10 protein-coding genes are annotated in these 14757 nt (G+C 50.0%); 3 read left to right on the plus strand and 7 right to left on the minus strand.

Going from position 1 to position 14757, the window contains the following annotated elements:
- Positions 1–56: 56 nt before the first annotated feature.
- The 5 genes from SG35_RS14460 to SG35_RS14480 form a co-directional block, all read right to left on the minus strand.
- Positions 57–1247 carry a hypothetical protein gene (locus SG35_RS14460; RefSeq protein WP_044834530.1) on the minus strand — a complete coding sequence of 397 codons (1191 nt, stop codon included), beginning with the start codon at positions 1245–1247 and terminating at the stop codon, positions 57–59.
- Positions 1248–1527: 280 nt separating this feature from the next.
- The gene (locus tag SG35_RS14465; RefSeq protein ID WP_152646723.1) at positions 1528–4602 is read right to left on the minus strand and encodes an ABC transporter substrate-binding protein; all 3075 of its coding nucleotides are present in this window, start codon (positions 4600–4602) and stop codon (positions 1528–1530) included.
- 189 nt (positions 4603–4791) lie between these two features.
- Entirely contained in the window at positions 4792–5172 is a 381-nt protein-coding gene (locus tag SG35_RS14470; protein ID WP_152646724.1) for a hypothetical protein, read from the minus strand.
- A gap of 30 nt (positions 5173–5202) precedes the next feature.
- Entirely contained in the window at positions 5203–7860 is a 2658-nt protein-coding gene (locus SG35_RS14475) for a cation-translocating P-type ATPase (RefSeq protein ID WP_044834533.1), read from the minus strand.
- A gap of 109 nt (positions 7861–7969) precedes the next feature.
- The gene (locus SG35_RS14480) at positions 7970–8812 is read right to left on the minus strand and encodes a formate/nitrite transporter family protein (protein ID WP_236702651.1); all 843 of its coding nucleotides are present in this window, start codon (positions 8810–8812) and stop codon (positions 7970–7972) included.
- Between the two features lie 142 nt (positions 8813–8954).
- On the opposite strand from SG35_RS14480, the gene fdhF reads away from it, so the two are divergent.
- The 3 genes from fdhF to SG35_RS14495 are packed head-to-tail and all read left to right on the plus strand — an operon-like array spanning position 8955 to position 12909.
- Positions 8955–11048 (plus strand): formate dehydrogenase subunit alpha, encoded by a 2094-nt coding sequence (gene fdhF, locus SG35_RS14485; RefSeq protein ID WP_044834535.1) that lies wholly within the window; start codon positions 8955–8957, stop codon positions 11046–11048.
- A gap of 3 nt (positions 11049–11051) precedes the next feature.
- A complete protein-coding gene (locus SG35_RS14490; protein WP_044834536.1) occupies positions 11052–12074 on the plus strand; it encodes a 4Fe-4S dicluster domain-containing protein in 1023 nt (340 codons plus the stop codon).
- Positions 12067–12909: an FAD/NAD(P)-binding protein gene (locus tag SG35_RS14495; protein WP_044834537.1), complete on the plus strand. Its 843-nt coding sequence runs from the start codon at positions 12067–12069 to the stop codon at positions 12907–12909. The genes SG35_RS14490 and SG35_RS14495 overlap by 8 nt, the downstream gene beginning before the upstream one ends.
- A 156-nt stretch (positions 12910–13065) precedes the next feature.
- On the opposite strand, the gene SG35_RS14500 is transcribed toward SG35_RS14495, so the two are convergent.
- Both SG35_RS14500 and SG35_RS14505 read right to left on the minus strand, forming a co-directional pair.
- A complete protein-coding gene (locus SG35_RS14500; protein ID WP_053043255.1) occupies positions 13066–13881 on the minus strand; it encodes an outer membrane protein OmpK in 816 nt (271 codons plus the stop codon).
- A 49-nt stretch (positions 13882–13930) separates the two neighbouring features.
- Entirely contained in the window at positions 13931–14755 is an 825-nt protein-coding gene (locus tag SG35_RS14505) for an enoyl-CoA hydratase-related protein (protein ID WP_084692883.1), read from the minus strand.
- Positions 14756–14757 lie beyond the last annotated feature (2 nt).

Below are 14757 nucleotides of genomic sequence, written 5' to 3' on the forward strand. Positions count from 1 at the left end.
CATTAAAGGCAGCAAGCCTTGTTGATGCTTGCTGCGGTTAATAGAAAGTTAATCTGTTAGTGGTTGGCAACCAGCCCGGTTTCAGCACGGTTATTTTCAGAAACGAAATCGAGAATATTAAACTCGGTATTGGCTTCTACCCGCTCAAAAGTATCCCTGGGCATCCGGGTATCGGAAATTCTGAACTGGGCCACTTTTTCATTGTTGGGCATCATTTCTGGGTCATTGAGATAACCGCCCACTTCCGGTGTTCCCGGGGCCAGACAACCAAGCAAGGGCATCACCTGGTCCTGCAACTCGCGGGTTTCACGCGTGGTCATCATCACCGCACTTTCCGGGGCAACAAAGGCCAAAGTGGCGATCACGCGCACTAAAGCGTCATCCTGGACCAGTTTTTTATTCGAGGTGCCCAGGGCCGGGTTTAACCTCGGCAGGGAGAAAAACACGGTTTTTGCCGTGGTGCTCATCAAGTACTTGGCATGGGCGATCAGGCCGGCAACTTCCTCGCCGACATCCTTATTAACTCCCAATAATGAACCTATCTGGTGGGAAACAAAACCCATTTTCGACCAGGAGTCATGGGAGTCGATGCGGTTTTTGAAGTTTGCCTTAAAGGCATCTCCTTCCTGGGCCATAAACCGGGTATACATGGTTTCGTTATAGGTTTCCTGATTGACACACATCGCCACCCTGTGCCTGTCTTCGGGTTTGATAAAGTCGGCAATAATTTCCATATATTCCGGCTGCAGGCTGCCGATATTCATATAAACGGTTTTGAAACCGAAATCCAGGGCGCGGCGCAGTGCATAGCCGACAATAAAAGCATTGGCGCTGCGGGCAAAACCGTCGTTATATTCACCGGTTAAAAAAGCCACCCCGCGCATATGTTGCTGCTCGTACAGGAATTTCAGCTGCTCATCTATCATCGAAGGGGTGGAAAACTGGCGCACCAGGCTGTCATTATTCTTGCGCATGCCACACATCTTACATTCGCCGTCACAGTGATTGGTCAGGTAAATAGGCACAAAACCTATGATGTTATTTTTACGGTAAGCTTTTTTCCTGCGCTTCCCCGCCTCGATTAATGCTTCGGTGCTGATATCATTATTATTGTAAATTGACAGTGCGGTTGCCGCCGCAACATCCGGGTCTTTGATGATTTTTGTCGTGGACAGATCGATATGATCAATATCTGCGGCAAGGGTTTTCACTTTTTCATAGTTCAAGACATCTGTATAGAACGACATTCCTTTCTCCTTGGTTCCATATAACTCTACCGACAGCCTATGAAATGAAAACTCATTTCAACAATAGAAAGCTTTTAGCCCTTTCGGGCAACATCAGTTTAAGAGCACACACTCCGTGTTCTTTTCCTACCCGGCTTTTGTATGCCTTTGCGCCTTTGCGCGCAACATATAAACAGCGAGAGGGCGATAAACGAGCACAACACTTGATCGAGGTCAATAAATGGTCAACCAGTTAGCAGGCATTTAGCAGACAGAACAAAGTGAAACTTAAGGCAATGGCTTAATCAAGACTGCCGAGACTGGCCAATAAACGCTGCAACTCCTGCTCAAGTTGTACCAGGGCATCTTCTGCTATTTCTACCGGCTGCTGTGCCAGGCCTTTATCGATATCGGCGGCCAGGCGGGATATGGTGAGGGCGCCGATATTGCCGGCAACCCCCTTGAGGTTATGGCTGATAGCTTTTGCTTTGCCATAGTTATGATTTTGGATGGCGTCTTTGAGCTCCGGGCTGATATGGCGAAATTTTTTGGCAAACTGCACCACAAGTTTTTCCAGCAAAGGGCGTTTGCCAAGGCAGCTGCTTAATCCTGCCTGCAAATCTATCCCCTCAACCCGTCGCTGATTGATCATTAACACGGCTTCACGCTCCAAAGTGTCTTGCTGTTGCCCCTTTGGCGTAGTATGGTTCGGCCTCAGCCACTTGGCCAGTACCGCATAAAAGTTTTGCGCATCCAGGGGTTTGGTCAGATAATCACTCATGCCGATGCTCAAACCGACCTCCCTGTCACCTACCATGGCACTGGCGGTTAAGGCAATAATAGGCAGCTGCTGCCAGTCGGGGTTTTTGCGGATGATTTTAGTGGCTGTAACACCGTCCATTACCGGCATCTGGATATCCATCAGCACCAGATCATAAGCATGCTGTTCTAAGGCAGTGATTGCCGCCTTACCGTCTGCGACCGCTGTTATTTTTATACCGCTGTCAGCCAGCAATTCCATCACGATTTCCTGGTTGATGTCATTATCTTCTGCCAGCAGTACCTGTTTGTCCCGCCAGGCAGGTGATACCGGTTGCGGCAGTGCCTTGGGTTTATCCACAACCTCTTGTTCGCCGCACACCGCCCGGTATAACCGGGAATAATAAATCGGCTTTTTCAGGTCATATCCGGTATAACTTGCCAGTTGCTCCGGCATAGCCTGGCCTGAGGTCAATAAATAAACCGGTATTCTCTTATCCCCCGGGGCCAGGGAGTCAGAGCGTTGACCGAGTCGCTCGATAAAGTCGATCACCGCCGCCGGGGTCAGCACAGGGTCGAAGGAATTATCAATCAGGATCAAGTCGATATCCTGGAGCTTATCCGCTAAACCATGGACTGAATTTGCACGGCTTACAGGTATGTCGAACACCGCTAAGGTATTTGCCATACTTGTGATGGTTTTCTTGTCTGTACCGATCAGCAGCACCTGCGGCATCCAGCTTTGCTGCGGCACTGCCGGTGCGGGGGCAAGCGCCATGGGGATCTTGACGGTCACACTTGTGCCGACATTTTCCTTACTGCTGAGCACTAACTCCCCTCCCATCAAAGACGCCAACTCTTTACAAATCACCAGGCCAAGACCCGAGCCGCCAAAACGGCGGGTAATAGAAACATCTGCCTGGCTAAAGGAATGAAACAAGTTTTTTTGTGCCGCTTTGCTGATACCTATGCCGGTATCTTCCACGGTAATTGCCAGGGTCACCATATCCTGTTTGCTCGAAACGGCTTTAAAAGTCACGGTGACATAACCCTGGCTGGTAAATTTGATGCCGTTGCTAACCAGGTTTAACAGGATCTGTCCCAGGCGCAGCATATCTCCGGTATAATAAAGCGGCAGCGGCGGTTGCAAGTCAAACAGCAACTGTATTTGCTTATCCCTGGCCTTAGGTCCTGCCAGCATAGCCAGTTGCGATAACAGGCCGTCGATGGCAAATGATTTGCGCTCGAGATCGAGTTTGCCTGCTTCTATTTTAGAAAAATCCAAAATATCATTGATAATTTGCAATAAAAAATTTGCCGAGCTATGGACCTTAGTCAGGTAATTGTGTTGTTTGGTGTTTAGTGGAGTTTGCAGGCAAAGTTTCGACATATTGATAATGGCATTAAGCGGAGTCCTGATTTCATGACTCATATTGGCTAAAAAGGCACTTTTTGAGCGGTTTGCCGCCTCGGCATTATAGATGGTCTCCTGCAATTGCTGATTGGCCCGGTACAGCTCCTCACTGCTTTGTGCCACCGACTTTTTTAGTCCCCGGTTAAGATTAAGTACCGTTGTCACCACCAAAAGGGCAAGCACGACAAAGAAAATTGCGGTGCGCAGGTAAAACGCCTCCCGGGGTGCCTGTTTAAAATAATCCTGATAATGGAATCCGGTTAAATCGCCTGATTCTGGCGCCAGGCCTTTTTCCTGATAGATTTTCGAGATCTGCTTAAAGCGTCCCATATTGATATTGCCAAGCTCGGTCAATAACGGCCTGATCACCCGCCGGGTAGCCTGGGCTTCATATGTCAGCGCAGCCCGGCTTTTTTGGCTGTGATAATCCGTTAACAGCCAGCCGATCACTTGCTGTGGATTTTCCAGGGCATATTGCCAGCCGCGGATACTGGCTTTTCTGAAGGCAAGTACCAGTTCAGGATCCTGTTCAAGCAAACTTTGCGAGGTAAACAGCAGATCGCCGTAAAAGTCGATACCGTAATTGATGGGATTGGCGATATTCACCTCTATGCCTTTTTGTTTATAGAGGAAAGGCTGATCTGTGATATAGGCGGAAATAACATCGGTATCCCCTTTGATCAGCGCCATATCATCAAAACTATGGGGCAAATACTGGTAATCACCGGGCTTTAGCCCGACTTCATAGAATAAGGCGGCGATCATGGCATCATTGACCCCTTTTTGATACATGATGCGTTTGCCGACAAAATCCAGCGGCGATACCATTTGCTGCTCGGCCAGGCTGATCAGCACCATAGGGGAGTTTTGAAAAATGCAGGCCAGTACCACCACAGGTTTGCCATTGAGTTTATGCAGGGCTAAACTCGAGTCCGAGATGCCAAAATGAGCACTTCCGGCCAGCACTTCAGCCACCGGGGTTGAGTTGATATCCCGGGGCAAGATAGTGACCCTCATGCCGGCATCGCGATAATAGCCCATTTTTTGTGCGGCATAATAGCCGGCAAACTGAAACTGGTGAAACCATTTCAGACGCAGCACAACTTCACGGTCCTGGCTCTGCTGAGCCTGTAAAAGCACAGGCAAAGCACATAATCCGCCAAGGAGTAAGGCACGAAAAAATGTGATCAACGGGCTACACATATTATCTCTGGGAGCTGGCCTGATGGCATCAAACACTAACGTTTGCTAGCAGGTGTTGCTATACAGTATAGAAGACTGTCGGATCGGCTCTTAATGACAGAAACCGGTCCTTGCCGGTAAGCAGAAACCATCGCCCAAGCATAACCTTCCTGCCATTTAGCATCTGTGAGACATTGGCTTTACCCTCAATCAAGATAAGGCATAAAACAAAAATGCAGCGAACGCCATTGCCAGCAATCCGCCAAATGGGTGCCATTTTTTTGCCCGGGATAAAAACCATAACATCAGCCGGCTGAATTTACGCCGCCCGATAATGAGCAAAATAATGGCAGCGGTAATGGCCAAAGCGCCAACAAAGGCAATCACAAGCGGAAACTTTGTTTTTTCGGCAACAAAAAGCAGCAACACACCCAATATCAAGCGGAAAAAAACCGCTACCAGATGTAAGAGCGGATCGGCGGTATGTTTTTCAAGAAATTGGAAAAAATCATTCGGCCTGAATACAATAACGATCCCGGTTGCAAAAATCGTCAGAAAAAAAACGCGCAATACCAGCAGTATAAAATCCATATTATTTTCCCCATAACCAATCAACAGTTATCATAAAAAATTCTCCCTGGAAGCTGATAAAAACCGTTTATGGTAGAGTTTATGTCCTTCATCCACGACAATCAGTATGCTGGCTATCAACAGCAACATAGTCCACTGCTGCAATGTGACCGGAGATAAAGCCAGCCAGTCTTTTAAACCCGGGGTATACATGGCGGCTATATGGATCCCTTGGGCCGCGAGCATACCAAACAGCAGGAATTTGTTGCCGAAAAAATACTGCCTGAAAATAGACAAGTGTTCAGAGCGGCTATTTAAAACATGCACATTTTCGAATAACACCATCAGCAGCAGTGTCAGGTTGCGGGCCTGGGCTTCGGCAACACCGGCATCAAGTTGCCATTTAAAAAAGCTAAAGGCCAGTGTTCCCATCACTAAGGCATTGATCAGCACCCGCTCTATCATCAGGGGATTGAAAATCGCTTCATCCGGCGGCCGCGCCTGTTGCCTGAGTTCATTGCCTTCGGCCGGTTCAAATGCCAGCGCCACATCCTGAATACCGTTAGTGACAAGGTTGAGCCATAATAATTGCAGCGGAAATAACGGCAAAGGGGTAGAAAAAAGCAGGGAGAACAACACCAATAAAATTTCCGCAGCCCCGGTGGAGATCAATAAGAAAATAACCTTACGGATATTATTATAAACAACCCTGCCCTGGCGGATCCCCTGGACGATGGAGGCAAAATTATCATCGGTAAGAATAATATCGGCACTCTCGCGTGCGACATCCGTACCGCGCAGCCCCATGGCAATGCCGACATGAGCCTGGGTTAATGCCGGTGCATCATTGACACCGTCACCGGTAACGGCAACAAAGTCGCCATCGTGCATAAGCTGATCGATAATTTGTTTTTTTTGATGCGGAGAAACCCGGGCAAAGACATTGCTGCCATGGATACATAAACTAAAGCTACTTTTGCCCTGCCGGTAAGCCTGAGCTAACTGCTCCCCGGTGACCGCCAGCATTTTCCGGTCGGCAATACCTGCTTCCCGGGCCAGGGCCAGCGCGGTATCGGGATGATCGCCGGTGATCATGGCGACATTGATATCCGCCTGTTTGCACTCAGCGATGGCATCAGGCACTTCCGGACGCAGGGGATCTATCATACCCACCAAACCGATAAAGGTTAAACCATGCAATGCCTGGTCAAGCTGACCGTCAATACTGTCCACCTGGCGATATGCCAGCCCCAGCACCCGCTGTCCACGGGCTGCCAGGGCATTTGCCTGTGCAGTTACCCCCGCCATAGCCTGCTCGGGGGCGCACATGGTCAACAACTTTTCGACACTGCCTTTAACAAAGACAGTGTTCTTCCCCCGATAAAGATTCACACTGGCGCAATAGGCATTCTCGGATTCATAGGGGATTTGCCCAAGCTCAGGACAGGCTTTACGTGTTGTTTGATAATCCAGGCCGTATTTATGGGCCAGCAGTAAAAAAGCAACATCCACCATGTCCCCCTGTCCGCTCCAGCCCTGCGGTGATTGTTCCAGATAGGCTTCATTTGCCAACAGGCCTGCCACCACCAGCAATTCTACCCGAGCGATTTTCCCCCCCTGTTCACAGGCCGATATTTCCCCTTCGGGATTGAGCCCCTGGCCGCTTACCTGATAGCGGCTGTTGTCCGTGAGGCAGATATTTTTTATCGTCATTTCATTGACCGTTAACGTGCCGGTTTTATCGGAGGCGATATAAGTACATGAACCTAAAGCCTCAACCGCCAGTAAGTTACGGATGATCACTTTAACTCTGGCCATGCGGCGCATGCCGATTGCCAGGGCTACGGTAATCGCGGCGGGTAGTCCTTCGGGAATGGCCGATACCGCAAGCGCTACCGCCAGAAGAAAGACACTGCCCAGGTTATCGCCGCGGATCAGGGTAATAATAAAAATTAACGCGATTAAGAGCAGGATCCCGTAGGTGATCCTCAGGGTGAAAGTTTCAATACGCAATAATAACGGCGGCTTGGTTTGTTCATGCCCGACATCCGAAGCGATTTTTCCTATTTCGGTATTTTCTCCGGTGGCAATCACATGCCCCAGCCCCCGTCCGCGCATGACCACAGTACCGGCATAACAAAAACACGGCTTGTCTCTTCCCTTATCATCGGTATCATTAACGGCTTTTTGCCGATCCCCTTCAAGCACAAGACAGCCAGGCTCCAAGGACTTTTCTACCGCCATCGACTCCCCGGTGATCATAGATTCATCAACCTGCAAATCATCGTGGCTGCACAAACGAATGTCCGCCGGGATCTTATCTCCCGAAACCAGTTTCACCAGGTCTCCCACCACCAGATCGGCGCTGTTGATTTTCACCACTTTATTATCCCGTATCACATAGGCATAAGAAGGCACCATCTCTTTCAGGGCACTGGCGGCTTTTTCTGCGGAAAACTCCTGTATGGTGCCGATAACCGCATTAAGTATCAGCACGGCAAAAATGAAGAAGGCATTGATGTGCTGCCCGAGGAAAAAGGACACCAGGGCAGCGACAAACAACACATAAATAAAGGGACTGATAAATTGGCGCACAAAGATACCGATTAGCTTGGGCGGTTTGGCTTCGGGCAAGGTATTACTGCCGAATTTGCTCAACCGCTGCTTAGCTTGGTCGGCCGTCAAGTGTTCAGGAAACGCAGTGGACATGCTAGTTCATTGAGTATGTATTTGTTATGACATGATATTAGCCGATAATTCTCCCTTAGGTTAAAAATACCTGCATGCCACCAAGGTTTTGCTCCACTCCCCGATGGCTTTACTCCTTACCCGGGGCAAGCACCGCCTTCCTGCGGTAAATAATGTGATAAACCAGAGCCACCAACACACCGCCCCCGATAATATTGCCTAGAATAACAGGCATAAGATTATGTAAAAAGCCCGCCCAGGAGAGGGCCTGCATCGTCGCATCGCCCTGTCCGGCAGCGTATTTTTCCAGCATAGCCAGGGGAATAAAGTACATATTGGCAATACTATGTTCAAAACCTGCGGCGACAAAGGCCGAAATCGGAAAAACAATCGCCACCGCTTTGTCCACAACGCTGCGCCCGGCAAAGGCCATCCATACCGCAAGACACACCAATACATTACATAAAATGCCTTTAAAAAAAGCCTGCCACAAAGGCATACTACATTTGATAACACCGATTTTTAGATAGGTTTCGCCAATGAGGCCCTGATTCATCTCGGTATGTCCGGATATAAACACCAGGCAGGCCAGTGCCGATGCGCCGATAAAATTGCCCAGACAAACGAGCAGCCAATTCTTTAACAACTGCTTTGTGGTAATGTGCCTTTCCGCCCAGGCCATCACCAGCAGGTTATTGCCGGTAAACAATTCAGCACCGGCAACCACTACCAGCAAGAGTCCCAGGCAAAACACTAAACCGCCGAGCAACTGGCTGGCGGCAAAACTTAACAATGGGTCGGATTTAACGATCACATAATAAAGGCCTCCCAGGCCGATAAAGGCTCCGGCAAGCACGCCAAGCATCAATACCGACAACCAGGGCAAACCGGCCTTGGCTACACCTATATTTTTAACCCGCTCAGAAATATCTTTGGGAGCAAAGGCATCGAAACCATAAATATCCGACATCATCTTCTCCTCAAGGCAAGTCAGCCCGGATGTTTCATCTATAAGTGATATTAGTCTGATCCAAATCATTTTATTTGCAAAAATTTTATTCGCGACTGCCAATGCCGTCTACACTGGTAGTGCGGGTTTTGTGAAGGAGGCGAAAATGTCCGAGCAAATGATCAACAGCATTTGCCCCTTTTGCGGCGTAGGGTGTGGTATTTGTCTTAAGGTGGATAAAACGCAAAGGCGCTTAAGTGTCGAGCCCATGGCCAACCACCCCGTCAGTAAGAGCAAATTATGCGAAAAAGGCTGGAGTACGGCTTACGGTGTCAGCGAAATTGACCGCATTACCACCCCGTTAAAACGAGTCAACAAAAACTTTTATCCCATCAGCTGGCAGGAAGCACTGACGGATATCGCCGCAGAACTCAAGGATATCTCAGCCGAATCCGGGCCGAAAGCACTTGGGGTGATCTCCAGCGCCCGGGCCAGCAATGAGGACAACTATGCGGCGCAAAAATTTGCCCGCACTGTGCTTAAAACCAACAATATCGACCACTGCGCCCGTATCTGTCACAGCCCGACAGTAGCGGGATTAAAACAAACCTTAGGTTCGGGCGCCATGACCAACAGCGCCAAGGATATCTTTGCAACCGAGCTGATCTTGATCATCGGCGCAGATCCCACGGAAAATCACAGCGTCATAGGCGGACACATTATGCAGGCCAGGCTCGACGGCGCACAGTTAATCGTGATCGATCCCAGGGTGACCCGGCTGGCAAAACTCAGCTCTATGCATTTACAGCTGAAACTTGGCACCAACATCGCCCTGATCAATGCCATGCTCCACACCATCATCAAAGAAAACTGGCACAATTCAGCCTTTATCCGCGAGCGCTGCTCCGGCTTTGAGCAACTGGCGCAGCAGGTCAAAGACATCGCCCCCGAGTCGGTGGCCGATATCACCGGGGTCAGTGGCGAACAAATCAAAGCGGCAGCCAAAGCCTATAGCCAGGCGAAACGGGCAATGATTTGTTACGGCATGGGCATCACCCAATATGTCAGCGGCACCAATAATGTTATGGCCCTGTCAAACCTGGCGCTGGTCTGTGGCCATATCGGCAAACCCGGTACCGGGGTCAATCCGCTGCGCGGACAAAACAATGTCCAGGGGGCATGCGATATGGGCTGTTTGCCCAATGTTTATAACGGCTACCAGCCGGTCGCCGATCCCCAGTCACAGGAAAAATTTACCCGGGCCTGGGGAGAAGTTGCCCGCGAGCCTGGATTAACGTCTCTGGGTATGACCAAGGCGGCGCTGTCGGGAGACTTTCGCGCCCTGATCCTTTTTGGCGAAGATCCCGTGGTTACCGATCCGGATCAAAATCATGTGAAAAGCGCCCTGCAAAAACTGGATCTATTGGTGGTGGCCGAGCTTAGCCTGACAGAAACCGCCAAACTGGCCGATTATATCCTGCCGGCGGCTTCCTTTGCCGAAAAAGACGGGACTTTTACCAATTGCGAGCGCCGGGTACAAAGGGTGCGCAAAGCGCTGCCGGAGCTTGGCGAGTGCAAAGGCGACTGGCAATGGCTGCAGGCCCTGGCGCAGGCGATGGGCAGCACCAAGCTCAACTGGCAAAACAGCGAGCAGGTTTTTGATGAACTGGCATCCCTGACACCCGCCTACCAGGCAATGACTTATGTAAAAATTGATCAATATCAGGGACTGCAATGGCCCTGTACAGCGCAGAGCCCGCTGGGCACTGAGATATTACACACAAAAACCTTTCCCATAGGCAAAGCCAAACTGATCCCGGTTAATTATGTGGAAATAGATGAAGATATCGATAAAAGCTATCCGCTGCAACTGACCACCAACCGTTTACATTTTCATTACGGCTGCGGCTCCATGACCCGAAAATCTCCCTTATTGGAGCGGGAAACTCCGCCGGGGATCTTGTTTATCAACCCAAAAGATGCCAGGCGCTATAACATCCATCAACAGGCAGCCGTCGGCATTAAATCACGCCGCGGTTATGTTGAAACCCGGGCAATGCTCACAGAAGACGTCCCCGAAGGCCTGGTGAGCATGCCTTATCATTTTAAAGAAGCGCCTTCGAACCAGCTTACCAATACCGCGCAAGATCCGGTGACCAAAATGCCTGAGCTTAAGGCTTGTGCCGTCAGTGTATTTCCGCTACTGCCGCCAAGGGAGCCCAAGCCGGTATCACAGTTGCAGGTCGACGCATTGAGGTGATACATGCAAAGTTATCTGCTTGATGATGTACAAACGTTACAACGCCACCTGGCGAAATCTTTTACCTTTTACCAGGTGGTAAAAAGCCCGCAGCAGCAATGTTACTGGCAACAGCTGGATGATTCAGCGCATGACGGGAAGCTGCCGCCACTTATCAGCGAACAGCCGCTGAGCTCAGCCAAAGGGTATTTTTTTGCCGAGCATGAGAAAGTACTGGCTTTTAACGGCACAGAGTTTCGCGAAACCCTGCCCACCCCGCCGCCATTTGTGCTTTTTGGTGTACAAAGCTGCGATCTCAGCGCGATTTATTATCAGGATATTTTCTTTAAAGCAGATCCCTACTACCAGGCGAGGCGCAAGCAGGCATTATTGGTCGGGCTTGATTGCACCAGCCCCTGCCGACACGGTTTTTGTCCCACCGTCGACGCCGGACCCGGGGTCAGGAGTCATACTGCCGATCTTACCCTGCATCCCCTGGATAATAACCGTTACCTGCTGATAGAAAACACGGCTAAAGGCCTCCGGGCACTTGCAGGCCTGGACCTGCCGCTGGCCGGGGAGCAAGACCAGGAGCAAAGGCAGCAGAATTTACAGCAATGCGAGCAGGGTTTTGCCGATGCCAGGCATATCAGCTTGGGGATCGCAAAAATCAATGATCACAGCATTGCCGACAAGGTATGGCAGGAAATGGCAATCCAGTGCATCGGCTGCTCCGGCTGTACCAGCTTATGTCCAACCTGCTCCTGCTACGGCACGCGGGAGAAAAAGGAAAAAAACGGTGATCTCAGCCAAGAGCGTTTCTGGGATTCTTGTTTATATGAAGGGTTTCAGCGCGAAGCCAGCTTTCATAATCCGTCAACCGAGCCGGGCAAGCGGGTACAAAGGTTTTGGCAGCACAAATTCTCCAATGCCTATCTTGATGAATTTCAACGCTACGGCTGCGTTGGCTGCGGGCGCTGCGAACAGACATGCCCCGGTATTATCGGCGTGCATTCGGTAATGAAGAGGATAGTGAACCATGGCTGAACACATCCCGGACAGCATACAGCTCCTGAACTATATTGATGACGGCGAAGAAGCCCGCCACTACCGCTTTTGTTTAACCAATACCAGGCACCACAACCTCTGGTCAAAGGTTCAACCGGGACAATTCTTTATGCTTTATGTCCCGGGCGCGGGAGAAGCCCCTTTTACTTTCACCTCGCCCCCTGACAGCAAGGGCGAATTCAGCGCTTTTATCCGTAAAATGGGCAAGGTCACCGGCCATTTATTCGAGCTTAATCCCGGAGCTGTGCTCGGAGCCCGGGGTCCGTTTGGCCGGGGCTGGCCGATGGAAGAACTTAACAACCGGGATATTCTCATCATCGCCGGAGGATGCGGGTTAGCGCCCCTGGTTTATTTAATTGAAACCTTAACAAATTCCGGGAGCAAGTATTGCAATGAACTGACCTTAATCTACGGCGCCCGCAACCCCAAAGCACAAATGCTCAGCCCGGAGCGGCTGCGTTGGCAACAAAAAATCAAACTTTATAACACCTTTGATGAACTTAGCCCGGTGGCAACAACACAGCCGCAACTGATTAACAGCTGCCAGGGAACCCCGCTGGATATTTTAGCCGATGTCTTCGCCGGCTATTCCAGGGCGCCAACGGTGGCCTTGTTATGCGGCCCTGAGCAAATGATGCAGGCCGCGGCAACTGAACTGGTGGACTTTGGCCTGAAACCGGATTCGGTTTTTCTCAGTGTCGAGCGGCGCATGCACTGCGCTCTGGGACTTTGCGGCCATTGTTATATCAGGCATGCTTATGCCTGCAAGCAGGGGCCGACATTTAGCTGGCAAGCACTGCAACCGCTCATTTAATGGCGTGCGCCGGGGCATAACTAGCACAGGTTATTGCTGTTACTGTTCTTTTTGTTATTTTTGCTGCTTGTGCAGTTCTGCAGCAGCAATATAGCGGCTTAACCGAACAATACTAACCCGGCTCGATGAACCGGGTTAAATCACTTAAAACCGAGATTAAAAGTTATATTTAGTGGTATAAATAAAACCGTTTTGGTAGGTATTGGCACCCAGTTTATCCTTGGCATAACGATACTGGATACCAAAAGATAGCTGGTCGCTATAGTGATACCACACCGATGCCGCGCCATTTAACCCGGTTGTATCGCCGTTAATGGCGGCATATTCGTCGGCGCGCAACAATTCGATTTCATTCCAGTTAAAAAAGGTCAGTTTATGATCATCGATAAAAGTAGTGTAACCTAAGGCCCAGCCGGTCATGACACCGTTAAAGCCTGCACCGATATCGCTGTTATGGACATAATGTGCCCCTAAAAACGGCCGTATCCAAAAACCACTGTCGGTATTAACTTCATAACTGAGTCCGGCGATCAGGTTTTGCTCGTAACCCCCGGCAGAATCGCTGAAATTAAAAATATCCCCATACCAGTTCCAGTTGGAGTCCGAAATATTGATATTCACCGTAGTTTTAGCCTCGATACGAAATTGATCCGCCCCCTGCTGGCCTGCCTGATCTGCTTTAAAATCGCCCTTCGCCGGGTTTTGCAAATAAAGAAAACCATAGACATCTCCCCAGTCGTATCCGCCCCCGGCTTCAGCGCCGACATAACTGAAGCTTTTCTTGCCGGAGCGCTCCTGTGTGCCCTGGCTCCAGTCCCAGTAATTAACCGAGACATTAACAAAACCGCTTTCCTGCTCGGCAAAAGCAGGATTAACGTTAAAGAGCAGCCCGGTAACCAATAGCTTGCTGATGATCTGGACAGTGTTTGTTTTAATTACTTTTTTCGCTGTGTTTTTAATAACTTGGTACATAAGAAAGTTCCTTTTAAAATTAATAGATAAATTTTGCTTACTGAAAATGTTAAAACTGAGTGAAGCTGGGCCGACGCTTTTCAATGAACGCCGCCATACCCTCTTGCTGAGCTTCACTGGCGAACAGGGAATGAAAAACCCGGCGCTCGAACAAGAGTCCCTGCGTCAGCGGCAATTCCATCGACTGCTCTATTGCCTCTTTCGCCAAAGCCACGCTTAAGCGCCCTTTCTCGCTGATGCTTTGCGCCGCGAATAAGGCTTCCTCCAGCAGGGTTTCATCCGTAAACACCCGGGCCACCAGGCCGGACTGCTCTGCTTCACTGGCCGCCATGTAACGTCCGGTTAAGATCAGATCCATGGCTTTCGCTTTGCCTATGCTGCGGGTCAGCCTTTGCGTGCCACCGATTCCGGGTATAACCCCCAGGTTAATTTCCGGCTGGGCAAACACCGCACTTTCCCCGGCATAAATCAGATCGCACATCATGGCCAGCTCACAGCCGCCTCCCAGGGCATAACCGCAAACGGCAGCTATCTTCGGGGTTTTGATGGCAGTGAACCGCTCCCAGGGACTGAAATAATCTTCGGCTAACATTTGCTGACAGGATTTACTTTGCATTTCCTTGATGTCGGCACCGGCACAAAAGACCCGGCTGTTGCCTGTGATCACGAAACAGCCGATATCCGAATTGGCTTCAAGCTGCTGCATTTTGGCGATCAATTCCTGCATTAAGGCGCTGTTTAAAGCATTGAGGGCCTGATCGCGGTTTAGGGTAAGCAAGGCGACCTTGCCGGTGATTTCCACCCTGACATTGGCATTTGCCTCAAAGGTTTCCTCTTTGATGTTCTCGCTGTTTTTTACCTTGATATTATTCATAA

The sequence above is a fragment of the Thalassomonas actiniarum genome (assembly GCF_000948975.2).
Lineage (GTDB): Bacteria > Pseudomonadota > Gammaproteobacteria > Enterobacterales > Alteromonadaceae > Thalassomonas > Thalassomonas actiniarum.

Excerpts from the sequence above, each read along its gene's own strand:
- SG35_RS14505 (WP_084692883.1), bottom strand. The coding sequence starts at position 14,755 with ATGAATAATATCAAGGTAAAAAACAGCGAGAACATCAAAGAGGAAACC.
- SG35_RS14460 (WP_044834530.1), bottom strand. The coding sequence starts at position 1,247 with ATGTCGTTCTATACAGATGTCTTGAACTATGAAAAAGTGAAAACCCTT.
- SG35_RS14475 (WP_044834533.1), bottom strand. The coding sequence starts at position 7,860 with ATGTCCACTGCGTTTCCTGAACACTTGACGGCCGACCAAGCTAAGCAG.
- fdhF (WP_044834535.1), top strand. The coding sequence starts at position 8,955 with ATGTCCGAGCAAATGATCAACAGCATTTGCCCCTTTTGCGGCGTAGGG.
- SG35_RS14465 (WP_152646723.1), bottom strand. The coding sequence starts at position 4,602 with ATGTGTAGCCCGTTGATCACATTTTTTCGTGCCTTACTCCTTGGCGGA.
- SG35_RS14470 (WP_152646724.1), bottom strand. The coding sequence starts at position 5,172 with ATGGATTTTATACTGCTGGTATTGCGCGTTTTTTTTCTGACGATTTTT.
- SG35_RS14490 (WP_044834536.1), top strand. The coding sequence starts at position 11,052 with ATGCAAAGTTATCTGCTTGATGATGTACAAACGTTACAACGCCACCTG.
- SG35_RS14495 (WP_044834537.1), top strand. The coding sequence starts at position 12,067 with ATGGCTGAACACATCCCGGACAGCATACAGCTCCTGAACTATATTGAT.
- SG35_RS14480 (WP_236702651.1), bottom strand. The coding sequence starts at position 8,812 with ATGATGTCGGATATTTATGGTTTCGATGCCTTTGCTCCCAAAGATATT.
- SG35_RS14500 (WP_053043255.1), bottom strand. The coding sequence starts at position 13,881 with ATGTACCAAGTTATTAAAAACACAGCGAAAAAAGTAATTAAAACAAAC.